Raw genomic sequence first — 13,659 nt, forward strand, 5'->3', positions numbered from 1 at the left:
AATTAAATACTAAATATGACAGTTGGCTTTATGATTGGTATAATATATAACATGGGAACAGATAACCGGAGGAGATGTTATGGATTTATCCAACTTTTTTGATGACTGGAGTACAGTAAAAATAATTGCAAGTGTACTCGATTTGCTCATAGTATGGTATGTACTTTATCTTCTCATTACAGTTTTTAAAGGTACCAAAGCCATTCAACTATTAAAAGGAATTGTCGTAATAGTTATTGGTCAACAAGTGAGTAAAATGTTAAATTTAACAGCCACAGCCAAATTGTTTGATGTAGTTATTCAATGGGGTGTGTTAGCTTTAATCGTAATATTCCAACCAGAAATTAGACGTGCATTAGAACAACTTGGTCGTGGAAGTCTATTTAAACGCTATTCAACTAATTTAAATAGTGATGAAGGAAAACTTATATCTTCTGTATCCAAAGCAGTGCAGTATATGGCAAAACGACGTATTGGTGCATTGATTGTTTTTGAAAATGAAACAGGATTACAAGATTATATCGAAACTGGTATTGCCATGAACTCGGAAATATCACAAGAACTTTTAACAAACGTGTTCGTGCCTAATACACCTTTACATGATGGCGCGATGATTATACAAGAAAATAAAATTGCAAGTGCTGCAAGTTATTTACCATTATCAGATAGTGCCAAGATTGCTAAAAGCTTAGGTACAAGACATAGAGCGGCAGTTGGTATTTCTGAAGTATCCGATGCTTTTACAGTTATTGTGTCTGAAGAAACAGGATCAATTTCTGTTACATTTGATGGTAAATTAAGAAAAGATATTTCTAACGAAGCTTTTGAAGAATTATTGGCTGAACATTGGTTTGGCACACACTTTAACAAGAAAGGTGTGAAATAATATGTTAGAAAGTAAGTGGGGATTAAGGTTAATCGCACTTGTATTAGCGTTAGTATTTTTCTTATCAGTTAATAATATGTTTGGTAATATTTTTAATGCTGATAACTTAGGACAGAAATCTTCAGAAACAATTGAAGATGTGCCTGTTCAAGTGAAGTATGACAACACATCATTGTATGCTAGTGAAGTTCCAAATAAAGTAGATGTAGAAATATCTGGACCACAATCACAAGTACTGAAGGCTGAAAATGGTGAAAGTATCAAAGCCGTATTAGACTTGAGTGAAGAAAAAGCAGGTAAGCATACTACACAATTCCAAGTGAATGGGTTAAATAAAGATATTGATTATAATGTGAAACCGAAAGAAACAACAATAAATCTGGAAGAGAAAGTAAGTAAAACATTAAAAGTAGAACCAGATGTAAGTAATAATGATTTGGATTCGGAATATAAAGTGAATGAACAGAGCGTATCACCAGAAACTGTTAAAGTGACTGGCGGTAAAAATCAAATTGATAAAATTGCTTATTTAAAAGCAACATATAAAAATAAAAGTAAAATTTCTAAAGACACAACAGATGTCGCACAAATTACAGCATTTGATAGAAACTTAAATAAAATTGATGTGATGGTTCAACCAAATGAAGTCAATCTAAGTGTGAAAGTAGAAGACTATAGTAAAAAAGTGAAAGTAAAAACTAAAGCAGTAGGCTCATTATCAAACGGTCGTGAAGTAGATAATATCGAAGTAGATAATGAGGAAGTTGAAATTTATGGTAATAAAGAATATCTAGAAGATATTGATGAAATTACAGCCAATATTGATTTGGATAATGTGGCAGGTTCTACTGAAAAAGATATTACATTTGAAGTGCCTGATAAGGTTACTAAAGTAAGTCCTAAAGATACAACTGCAACAATTACAGTCAAATAGATTTTTTTAAAATAAAGGAGATATATATAATGGCAAAATATTTTGGAACAGACGGCGTAAGGGGCGTAGCTAATAAAGAACTTACCCCTGAACTTGCATTTAAATTAGGACGCTACGGTGGTTACGTATTAGCACATAATGAAGGGGAAAAGCACCCTAAAGTACTCGTTGGTAGAGATACGCGTGTTTCTGGAGAAATGTTAGAATCTGCTTTAATTGCAGGACTTATTTCAATTGGTGCAGAGGTAATGCGTTTAGGTGTTATATCAACGCCAGGAGTTGCTTATTTAACTCGTGCAATGGAAGCTGATTTAGGTATTATGATTTCTGCTTCTCATAATCCAGTTCCAGATAATGGTATTAAATTCTTCGGCTCAGATGGTTTTAAATTGTCAGACGACCAAGAACAAGAAATAGAAACACTTTTAGATCAAGAAAATCCTGACTTACCTCGACCAATTGGAGAAGATATCGTTCATTACTCTGACTATTTTGAAGGTAGTCAAAAATATATCAGTTATTTAAAATCAACAGTAGATGTAAATCTAGATGGTATGAAAATTGGCTTAGATGGAGCGAATGGCTCTACTTCATCATTAGCACCATTTTTATTCGGAGATTTAGAAGCAGATACTGTGACAGTTGGATGTAATCCAGATGGTTATAATATAAATAAAGAGGTTGGTTCAACACATCCTGAAACTTTAGCTAAGGAAGTTGTAGAATCTGAATGTGACTTTGGACTTGCTTTTGATGGTGATGGAGATAGACTTATCGCTATTGATGAAAATGGAGAAATCGTTGATGGTGATCAGATTATGTTTATTATTGGACAAGCGATGTCTAAAAATCGTGAACTTAACAACAACATGATTGTTTCAACAGTGATGAGTAATTTAGGTTTTTATAAAGCTTTAGAAAATGAAGGTATTCAATCAAACAAAACTAAAGTTGGAGACCGCTATGTTGTTGAAGAAATGAGAAGAGGCAATTATAATTTAGGTGGCGAACAGTCTGGTCATATCGTGCTTATGGATTATAATACGACAGGTGACGGCTTATTAACAGGTGTACAGTTGGCAAGTGTTATTAAAATGACTGGTAAGAGTTTAAGTCAACTTGCAGGCCAAATGAAAAAATATCCTCAATCATTAGTCAATGTGCGTGTTACAGATAAATATCGTGTAGAAGAAAATATTGATGTTCAAGAAGTAATGACAAGAGTAGAAGTAGAAATGAATGGAGAAGGCCGTATATTAGTAAGACCTTCAGGTACAGAACCACTTGTTCGTGTAATGGTTGAAGCTTCAACTGATGAAGATGCACAACGTTTCGCGCAAACAATTGCAGATGTTGTACAAGATAAAATGGGATTAGACGAATAAACAAATTCCAATTTTGATAAAAATAAAAAAGCTTGGAACAAGGGTTAAAACCTTGTTCCAAGCTTTTTTTGTTACTATTTTACAGCAATTTCAAAATATTACAGTACGTTGTATGCTTGAACAATTTCTGTAGTTAATTGATTATCGATTTTAGCATAATCTTTTAAGAATGATTCAACACCGTGTGCTTTAATATAATCATTTTTCTCTACTGTTTCTGGATCGTTTGTGTCATCATATTTTAACAACAACGCAGCTGCTTTAACTAAACCGTCATGGGCTAAATTATTTTGATATAAATAATTTAATGGCTTAATGATACGATCTTGAGGCCCTATTTTACGAATTGTGCCACGACCGACACGTGTAACTTCGTCCGATAAGTTAGGATTTTTAAAACGACCAATAATTTTTTCAACGTACTGTGCTTGTTCATTTTCTGTGAAATCAAATTGACTTGTAATATACTGGCTTGTTTCTTTAAGAACTTTATCTAAATCATGTTTAATATGCTCATCGTTAATAGCATCTAATACTGTAGGTTGATTAAAGTATCGACCTGCGTAAGCTAAGTAAGCATGACCAGTATTTACAGTTAGCAGTTTTCTTTCAATATATGGTGTTAAGTTATCTACATATTTAATGTGATTTAATTCTGGACCGAACCATGCATCTTTTTCGATAACCCACTCATAAAATGGTTCAACTACGACATCTAAAATATTTTCATTCTTTTGCATTGGTACGATTCTATCAACTGCTGAATTAGCAAAATGGATATGGTCGTCTAAAGGACCAGTTATATCTAGAATCGCTTTTTTCAAAGTGTTCGTAGCCATAATAGCATTTTCACAGGCCACAATATTTACAGGCGTTTCTTTTTCTTTTAAATAGGGCGCAAATGATTTAGCAATAATTGGTAAGATATTAACGCCAACAGCAGTTGTAATTAAGTCTGCTTCTAATACTGCTTCTTTCAAACTTTCGGAAAGGGAACCTGAATCAATTGCATCAACGTTATGCACGCGTGTTGTTGTTTGAGCTTCATCAGCTAAAATGACATCATACTCCTGTTTTTCATCTAAAGCATTGATAATATCAGCGTTCACATCTGCAAATGTTACTTTAACGTCATTATCTGCTAAGATGTAACCGATAAAACCTCTGCCTATGTTACCTGCACCAAAGTGTAATGCTTTCATTATGCATCAGCCTCCTCAAAGACTTGTTTAATTTCTTCTGCAGATGAAGCTTTAACAATACGCTCCACATTTTCTTCTTCACTAAACGTAATGGCAATTTTAGAAAGTAAGTCTAAATGTTCACCATCTTTACCTGCAATTCCGACCACGACTTTAACTTCTTCGCCATCCCAATCGACACCTTCAGGAATTTGAATTAATGTCAAACCTGATTTTAAGACGCTTGCTTTAGCTTCGTCAGTACCATGTGGAATTGCTAAGCCATTACCCATGAAAGTCGTAACGACTTGTTCACGGTCTTTCATTGCTTGAATATAGGCTTCTGTCACGGCACCACTTGAAACTAAGGCTTGTCCCGCTTTTTCGATTGCTTCGTTTTGGTCTTTCATTGATTGGTTAATAAAAATGTTTTCGTTACTGAATAATTCGCTCATTTTCTTCACTCCAAGTTTAATAGATTTTGTAATTGTATAAGATAACTCTGCTTTAAAATATCTAACAATTGTTCTGGATGTTGCATAAATTCATCAATATTGTCTAAATGTTCAACCATTTTTCCTGATATGTCACTGACAAGTTGTGACATCGTATCATCATGCGGTACAAACATATTTAATAAATAATTTACTGATAGATCGTCATTTTGATTACTCTTTAGCATGATAGGCTCATTTAAAATCGTAATTAAGATAAAAGGTTGTTGTATTATTTCATTCTTTAAATGAGGTATGGCTATCGGATATGGTTCCAAGACAAATCCTTGAGTATCCATATGATGCTTAATGAGTTCAGCGAATGACTGACCATCTGTAATAATTTGATGAGATAATAAAGTTTCGGTTAAATAGGTGGTCCAATTAGAAACGCTTATATAGTCAATATATACTGAATCAATAAGTTCTAAACCTTTTCTGATATAAGATAGTTTAGCTTCAGGGTCTGGTATATTTTGATGTGTATAATCTAATGTGTCGCTTGGTTGTACGTCTTTTTGCATGTTTAGAAATGCAGCAACATGATTAATATCTGAATCAGGCAGTAGTGGATTTACAGTGATATAAGGTGTTGTAATGTCCAAATCTACCGTCGTGATAATCGCATCAAATTGTGTTGGATCTAATTCATTTAAATCTCCAACAGAAGCTTGTGTCGTTTTTTGAATCTCACTGAATGTTTGCTGTAATCGTGTAGCGAGTAAGCGACTTGTGCCAATACCACTACTACAAACAACTAAGACGCTATAAAATGGACTTCCTTGGTTTTGAATAGCGCCACCAAAGTGCAACACAATAAATGCAATTTCACTATCTGGAAAATTAAAATCTGGCCAAATATGTGATAAACCTCGATGTACACTTTCAAAAAGTCTAGGGTATTTATGTTTAATCATTTCTGTTAATGGATTATATGTCTCAATGTTTGCGTTCAATCGATTAATTGCAGGGATAAGATGCAATTTCAAACCTTCACTCAGTGTATCCCAATCTTTAAAGTCTTGTTGTGAATATTTAGCAACAGAGTGAATAAGTTGATCTATACGAGCTTCATCCTTATTATCTTTAAACACTTCTACAGATTCCTTACGTTTCGCACCACGTAAATGGATCGTAATAAAGGTTACTTCTGCTTGATTGAACTGCACGCCATAAATATGTTCTAAATGTAAGGCGAGTGCAGCAGCTACTTTATGTTCAAATGAATCTTTAACATTATTATAGATATCATTATTTAGCGCAACGTATTCACCATTGAGCATACGATCGATACTTAATACGATATGCACAGTCAATGTGAGATAACTAGATTCAGTCAATGAATAGGGGAGTTGATCTAAATGATCCATAAGTATACGTTCTACTTGGAAAATCTTATCCATATCTACCATTGCCAGTTGAGATTGGTTAATGGATTGGTAGACAAAATGATTTTCAATCACTGAATAGACACTCGTACTATTTAAATTATTGACCATAAGTTGACTTAATAATTCACGTTTTTTTGATTCAGCACCATTTAAATGAATACCTTCACCGCGTTTTTTCTGTAATTTTAATTGATATTGATCAAGCTCGATGTCTAATTCATCCAAAAGTTTGGTTAACGTCTGTGTAGATACACCAATTTCATGTGCTAAGCCATATTGCTTGATAGGTTCTTTAGCTTGAATCAAAGCATATAAAATAATAACTTTTTGTTCTTCTTGAGATAAATCAATTGTATTTTGTTGTGACAGTACATTTTTCAGCGAGGTCACTGCATGCTCATCTGCATCCAGTTGTATACCTTTTTTAGTTACACGTTCTAATTTAATATTAAAAGTATTTATAAATGACTCAATTGATTTTAACTCTCTATGAATAGTACGAGAGGATACAGCTAGATGTTGAGCAATGTCATAAATGGTGACATATTGACCGTGATACTTAATTAACATTTCGATAATTTCTTTTTCACGTGTACTCAAAAACATAGTCATACCCTCCAGTATTATTCTATATAATTTTAATTAATTTTCGTCTTGCTTAAGATTTTCAAGTAATTCATCATATCTAGGTGAATTTAAGAAATTGTCTACTGAAATATGAATTGCATTAGGTGCTTGTTTAATTGCTCTATCAGTAAGTTTTTTCTGTGTAATAACAAGTTGTGCATCCTCAGGTAATTGATTGATTGCGGTATTTGAAACATCCACATCTTGGATACCTGCTTTTTTAAATTTATTACGTAACATACTTGCACCCATAGCACTTGAACCCATACCAGCATCACAAGCGAATATAGCATGGTTTACTTTACTATAATCATGCGCATGTACATTTTCTGTATCATAATTATCTAATAAGTCTTCTTCAGATTGTGCTTCACTACTTTCAGTATCTGCAGATGTAGCTGCAGCACCAGAGCCAGTCGTTCCAACAGTATTATTATCTTTATTCCCTGTTAGTTTAGAAGATACACTTGATTTTTTACCTTTAGTAGATTCCATTTTTTCTGTCGCAGCTTCTAAATCTTCATCAGGTTCTTTTGTGAATTTCAAGATGATGGCAGCAACGATGAATGAAACTAAGGCTGCGAGTACTACACCGATAAGCATGTGTAAAAATTCGCCTTTAGGTGCATTCAGAACATAGACAATAAAGGAGCCGGGTGAAGCTGGGCTCTTGAATCCAAAGTCAAATAGTGAATAAGTAGCAACGCCTGTCATACCACCTAAAATTACAGCTACGAATAGTAACGGACGCATTAATACGTAAGGGAAGTAAATTTCATGAATACCACCTAAGAAGTGGATAATACCAGCACCGTAAGATGTTGCTCTTGCAGTTCCAGTACCAAAAATCATATAAGCAACTAAAATACCTAAACCAGGTCCAGGGTTAGATTCAATTGTATATAAAATGGATTGACCAGCAGAAGCTGCCTGATCGGCACCAAGTGGCGTAAACACGCCATGGTTGATTGCATTATTTAAGAATACGATTTTTGCAGGTTCTACTATAATACTCACTAATGGAAGTAAATGTGCATGTACTAACGTTTCAACTGCTAATGAAAGGATGTACATAATGAACTCCATAATTGGTGCTAAAAGTTTGAAACCTAGGATAGTCATTATAAAACCTAAAATACCAGCAGAGAAGTTATTGAATAACATTTCAAAGCCTTGTGGTGTTCTCGGTTGAATAAATTCGTCAGTTTTTTTCATTAACCAACCAACGAGAGGCCCCATAATCATTGCACCAAGTAACATTGGTGTATCCGGTAAAGCAACGATAACCCCCATTGTTGCTACAGCAGCAATAATACCGCCACGCATTTCATGAATTAAACGTCCACCACTATAAGCAATAAGTAATGGAATCAAGTATGAAATCATTGGTCCAGATAATTCACTTAAATCTTTATTTGGCCACCAACCACCATCAATGAAAATAGCAGCGATAAAACCCCATGCGATAAATGCGCCAATGTTTGGCATGATCATACTACTAAGAAACGACCCAAATGCCTGGACTTTGCGCCCAATACCTTTGTTTTCTTTAGTCTCTGTTTGTGACATAAATTGCACCTCTTTTTCTCTTTTTATTTATAAGTTCATTGTATGGCTGTTCACATTAATAAACAACTTAAAGTAATTTCAATTTTGTCATAGAGTTTTTGACAACTTTACGACAGTTATCTAATATGAAAAACAAAGTGAAATACGTAGTGTAACAACATATAAATAATTTTTTAAGTGGTTGTAAAAATAATGTTAATAAATGATTTGCAATCAGTATTGTTTACATTGTACAATAAGAATTATTGAGGGAAAGGAGGACAGTTAAATCGTTTAGTTCAATTATAGCGCCTGTGCAAGTGAAGTGATGAAATGTTAATTATTTAAGGTTTATAACAGAAATCTTAATAGACATGATATCAGTACTTGTAGACGAGGAGGATAGTTATCGAACCATCGGCGGATGCTATCCCGGATGTGGCTCATTCGTGAACTTATTAAGGAAAACATTAGGGCAACCTAGTGCACAAAGTTAATAAGATAGCCAAAAATAAAATAAAAATAATATTATAAGGTGTATGGGACTAATATGCCTATCTTAGACATGGATTCGCTTTTAAATAAACAAAGGCATCAGTCCGTCTATGATGGCATATACGCAATTGAACAGGTTCGTACACGCTGAACGTTCGTTGCCCATCACCATTACATTGGAGGAAAATTAAATGTGTGGAATTGTTGGATATATTGGGCATGATAATGCCAAAGAATTGTTATTAAAAGGTTTAGAAAAATTAGAATACAGAGGTTATGACTCTGCCGGTGTTGCAGTAGTGAATGACAAAGGTAATTCAGTATTTAAATCTAAAGGACGTATTGCTGAGCTTAGAAAAGTTGCAGATAGTGATGATACAGACGGTAATGTAGGTATCGGACATACACGTTGGGCGACACATGGTGTGCCGAATCATGAAAACTCACATCCGCATCAATCAACATCAGAACGATTTACACTTGTGCATAACGGTGTAATTGAAAATTATGAAGAACTTAAAAACGCATACTTAAAAGATGTTTCGTTTATCTCAGAAACAGATACAGAAGTGATTGTGCAATTAGTAGAATATTTCTCAAATACAGGACTTGCTACTGAAGCCGCATTTACAAAAGTAGTTTCTTTATTAGAAGGTTCTTATGCACTTGGCTTAATCGATAGTGAAGATAAAGATAAAATTTATGTAGCTAAAAACAAATCACCATTATTAATTGGCGTAGGCGATGACTTCAATGTGATTGCATCTGATGCAATGGCTATGTTACAAGTTACGAACCAATATAAAGAAATTCACGATCATGAAATTGTAATCGTTAAACGTGATGAAGTTATTATTAAAAATCAAGATGGCACTATTCAAGAAAGAGAAGCTTATACAGCACAAATTGATGCAGCTGATACTGAAAAAGGTGTTTATGACCACTACATGCTAAAAGAAATTCATGAACAACCAGCAGTAATGCGTCGTATTATTCAAGAATACCAAGATGAAGAAGGTAACTTGAAAATGGATGAAGACATCATCAAAGATGTTGCAGCAGCGGATCGTATTTATATTATTGCTGCAGGTACAAGTTATCATGCAGGTTTAGTAGGTAAAGAATTTATTGAAAAATGGGCTGGCGTTCCTACTGAAGTTCATGTTTCTTCAGAATTTGTGTATAACACGCCGTTACTTTCTGAAAAACCATTATTTATTTATATTTCACAATCGGGTGAAACAGCAGACAGTCGTGCGGTATTAGTTGAAATGAACAGATTAGGTCACAAATCGTTAACAGTTACGAATGTTGCAGGATCAACGTTATCACGTGAATCTAACCATACATTACTATTACATGCAGGTCCGGAAATAGCTGTTGCTTCAACAAAAGCATACACAGCGCAAATTGCAGTACTTTCTATTTTTGCAAAAATCGTAGCAAGAGAACGTGGTAAAGAAGTAGATGTAAGTTTATTACGTGAATTAGCTAAAGTAACAACTGCAATCGAAGCGATTGTAGATGACGCAGATGTTATGGAACAAATTGCAACAGATTTCTTAAGAACTACGCGTAATGCATTCTTTATCGGTCGTACAGTAGACTATAATGTGAGTCTAGAAGGTGCTTTAAAACTTAAAGAAATTTCATATATCCAAGCAGAAGGATTTGCTGGTGGAGAATTAAAACATGGTACGATTGCGTTAATTGAAGAAGGCACACCTGTGATTGCATTAGCAACACAAGAAAAAGTTAACTTATCTATCCGCGGTAATGTGAAAGAAGTTGCAGCACGTGGCGCAAACCCATGTATTATTTCAATGGATGGTTTAAACAAAGACGGCGATACTTACGTTATTCCAAAAGTATATGAACTGTTAACACCATTAGTTTCTGTAGTAACAATGCAACTCATTTCTTATTACGCATCATTACACAGAGATTTAGACGTAGACAAACCACGTAACTTAGCAAAATCAGTTACAGTAGAATAAATAAAAATCAAATTATAAATCTTTGTTTATATAACAAAAGGCTGAATCTATTAGTGATTCAGCCTTTTTATTATGTAGTAAATTTAGTGAAATATATTGATCTTTTTCAAAAGAATTAGGCATAAAATAATTATAAACAATTGTAGCATAACTAAAACAAAAGTAATGTTATTCCTGTATAATAGGAAATAAATAATATCATACAAAAATACATAAAAAGTTGTAAGTACTACAATGTTCGAGATTATAATTTTGAGGGTTTTGAATGATTAACAAGTAACATAATAGGAGCGAACTAAAATGAAAAAAATAAAATATTTAGTCTTACTTTTAATGTCTGTTTTTATTGTTGGTTGTGCCAATGGAGAAAATACATCTTCTGCCGATAAAGAGACAGATGCTAAGGTAGTCACAGATTTAAAAAGTGAAAAAGAAGAAACAACTACCAAGGTAAATAATGAAAACAAATCAGAAGAACCTCAAGTAGAAGGTGAAACGACAACTGAAGCTAGTGATGATACGTTTCCAGGCTACAAAAAAATTGAAGTCGATGGTGGTGATTTGTCTGGGAATCGTGACGCGAATGTCGTTGTAGATATCGGTTATGGCGATCGAAAATATTGGGCGTTCACTAACGAACACGGGCAATTGACACGAGTTATCGCAGATGAAATTAAAATACAAGATGATGAGACAGAGGATGTGTTATCCTCTGGTAGATATTATGCTGATGAGGCGAAGGTACCTGGTGTTGAAAGTGATGACTTAGACGAAGGACACATTATTGCTGACTCACTTGGTGGCGTGTCGAATGCTTATAATATTACTCCACAAGATAGTACGCTAAACCGACATGGTGATCAAGCCTATCTCGAAAAGACTATCCGAGAAGCGGGTGGAGCTACTAATTTTGAAGCTAATATAACTTATCCCGATACCGAAACCCAAATCCCTTCTAGTTATCAATATACTTATACTATAAATGGAAACGAAGTAACAGATTCATTTGATAATGTGAACCCTGATGAATTAAATGAGTCACTTGGGTTAACTGGTAATAAGGAACCTGAGTCCGAGCCAGCAACTTCAACGGGGGATGAAGGAGCAGTTGCGGACGTTGATTCTGATGGTAATGGACAAGTGACAATTGCAGAGGCAGAAGCTGCAGGGTTCAGTATGCCAATAAATAGTGATCATTGGTTATATGCACATATGGACGATCGAGATAATGATGGGGTCGTAGGTGAATAGTATTTCATTGTTTTAGTGAAATATTAAATAAATGATATAAGTTTAATTCTATACTGATATTATAGTGACGATTAAAGAAAAGTTTGTTGCTGTAAACGCATTACTTTTATAGAGAGGCGGGTTGCTTTTGCAAACCCGCCTTTTATTTTTGATTTTGAAAGGTATATAGTATTCATATTATTTTCAAATTATAAGTCGTTCTATTATGCTAAGATTACTATAAAATTTATTAAGAGAGATTCAGAGAGGTTGTTTAATATGACGAAACCGAAAATATATACGATGGCTTTCGGCTCTGTATATCCGCATCTGATTAAAAAAGTTGAAAAGAAAGCAAGAACTAAAGCTGAAGCAGATGAAGTTATTCGTTGGATGACAGGATATACGCAAGCACAAATAGATAAACTTGTTGTTGATGATACGGATTATGAAACATTTATTTTACAAGCACCAGAGTTAAATCCTAATAGAACTAAAATTACAGGTGTCATATGTGGTACTAGAATTGAAAATATGGAGCCGTCAGTTATGAAAGAAATTAGATACTTAGATAAAATGATTGATGAACTTGCTAAAGGCAAAACTATTGAAAGAATATCTAGAGACTCTCAATCATAAAGTGATTTAAATAAGTGTTTTAAAAATCAGTTGGAGTAATTAGAATAGGGGTGATTTCATGCTTGTTGAGTTGAAAAACGTTGCAAGAAGAAAACAAGGGAAAGAAATAATTGAAAATGTGAGTTGGCAAATAAACGAAGGTGAAAAATGGATGTTATACGGTTTAAATGGCGCAGGTAAAACAACATTACTAAACATCTTAAATGCTTATGAACCACATACATCAGGGACGCTATCATTGTTTGGTATGCAACCAGGGAACAAAGGTTATTCTGCAGATAATGTACGTGATCAAATAGGGTTTGTTTCAAGCAGTTTAATGAATCGATTTCAAGATGGTGAAATTGTATTAGATGTAGTCATCAACGGTATTTTTAAATCAATAGGCGTTTATAAAGAAGTGAAACCGACTCATATTGAAATGGCTAAGCGATATTTAGAGCAAATGGGTATGCGTCAATTTGAAAATCAATATTATGGTTATTTATCAACGGGTGAAAGACAAAAAGTATTGATTGCTAGAGCATTAATGGGTGATCCTAAATTACTGATTTTAGATGAACCTGCTTCAGGATTAGACTTTATAGCACGCGAAGATTTGCTCAGTTCACTTGATAAATTATATAAACAAAATCCAAAACTTGCGGTGATTTATGTTACGCATTTTGTTGAAGAAATCACACAAGATATTCAACGCGGTTTTTTATTAAAGGATGGTACATGTTATAAGCAAGGAGAACTACAGTCTGTATTAAATAGTGACACTTTAAGTGATTTTTTCAATAGAGATGTGAGTGTGGTGTATCAAAATAACCGCTACTCACTATTTTTAAAACGATAACGCGTTGCGGA

General features: G+C 34.0%; 11 protein-coding genes. 7 read left to right on the top strand and 4 right to left on the bottom strand.

Features of this window, described 5'->3' with window-relative positions; all coding sequences use genetic code 11:
• The first annotated feature begins 79 nt into the window (after nt 1-79).
• The 3 genes from cdaA to glmM are packed head-to-tail and all read left to right on the top strand — an operon-like array spanning nt 80 to nt 3,205.
• Nucleotides 80-886, top strand: coding sequence for a diadenylate cyclase CdaA (gene cdaA, locus ACP3TL_RS01345; RefSeq protein ID WP_046466186.1), 807 nt, complete (start codon nt 80-82; stop codon nt 884-886).
• Between the two features lies 1 nt (nt 887).
• Complete coding sequence (locus ACP3TL_RS01350; protein WP_285326857.1) at nt 888-1,820, top strand: CdaR family protein; 933 nt, start codon at nt 888-890, stop codon at nt 1,818-1,820.
• Between the two features lie 29 nt (nt 1,821-1,849).
• Nucleotides 1,850-3,205 (top strand): phosphoglucosamine mutase, encoded by a 1,356-nt coding sequence (glmM, locus tag ACP3TL_RS01355; protein ID WP_046466184.1) that lies wholly within the window; start codon nt 1,850-1,852, stop codon nt 3,203-3,205.
• Nucleotides 3,206-3,303: 98 nt separating this feature from the next.
• On the opposite strand, the gene ACP3TL_RS01360 is transcribed toward glmM, so the two are convergent.
• The 4 genes from ACP3TL_RS01360 to ACP3TL_RS01375 are packed head-to-tail and all read right to left on the bottom strand — an operon-like array spanning nt 3,304 to nt 8,467.
• Entirely contained in the window at nt 3,304-4,407 is a 1,104-nt protein-coding gene (locus ACP3TL_RS01360) for a mannitol-1-phosphate 5-dehydrogenase (protein WP_046466183.1), read from the bottom strand.
• Nucleotides 4,407-4,841: a PTS mannitol transporter subunit IIA gene (locus ACP3TL_RS01365; protein ID WP_046466182.1), complete on the bottom strand. Its 435-nt coding sequence runs from the start codon at nt 4,839-4,841 to the stop codon at nt 4,407-4,409. Before ACP3TL_RS01365 ends, ACP3TL_RS01360 begins: the two co-directional genes overlap by 1 nt.
• Before the next feature lie 5 nt (nt 4,842-4,846).
• Entirely contained in the window at nt 4,847-6,877 is a 2,031-nt protein-coding gene (locus tag ACP3TL_RS01370) for a BglG family transcription antiterminator (RefSeq protein ID WP_046466181.1), read from the bottom strand.
• Nucleotides 6,878-6,913: 36 nt separating this feature from the next.
• Complete coding sequence (locus ACP3TL_RS01375; RefSeq protein WP_046466180.1) at nt 6,914-8,467, bottom strand: PTS mannitol transporter subunit IIBC; 1,554 nt, start codon at nt 8,465-8,467, stop codon at nt 6,914-6,916.
• A gap of 665 nt (nt 8,468-9,132) precedes the next feature.
• Between ACP3TL_RS01375 and glmS the strand changes: the two genes are divergently transcribed.
• The 4 genes from glmS to ACP3TL_RS01395 all read left to right on the top strand — a co-directional run bounded on the left by glmS (nt 9,133) and on the right by ACP3TL_RS01395 (nt 13,648).
• A complete protein-coding gene (glmS, locus tag ACP3TL_RS01380; protein ID WP_046466179.1) occupies nt 9,133-10,938 on the top strand; it encodes a glutamine--fructose-6-phosphate transaminase (isomerizing) in 1,806 nt (601 codons plus the stop codon).
• A gap of 300 nt (nt 10,939-11,238) precedes the next feature.
• Complete coding sequence (locus tag ACP3TL_RS01385; protein WP_046466178.1) at nt 11,239-12,189, top strand: DNA/RNA non-specific endonuclease; 951 nt, start codon at nt 11,239-11,241, stop codon at nt 12,187-12,189.
• 258 nt (nt 12,190-12,447) lie between these two features.
• Entirely contained in the window at nt 12,448-12,807 is a 360-nt protein-coding gene (locus ACP3TL_RS01390; RefSeq protein WP_069832523.1) for a DUF2200 domain-containing protein, read from the top strand.
• A 58-nt stretch (nt 12,808-12,865) separates the two neighbouring features.
• Nucleotides 12,866-13,648, top strand: coding sequence for an ABC transporter ATP-binding protein (locus ACP3TL_RS01395; protein WP_285326842.1), 783 nt, complete (start codon nt 12,866-12,868; stop codon nt 13,646-13,648).
• Nucleotides 13,649-13,659: the final 11 nt, after the last annotated feature.

Origin of the sequence: Staphylococcus caseorum (assembly GCF_049943195.1) — a bacterium.
GTDB classification, from domain to species: domain Bacteria; phylum Bacillota; class Bacilli; order Staphylococcales; family Staphylococcaceae; genus Staphylococcus; species Staphylococcus equorum_A.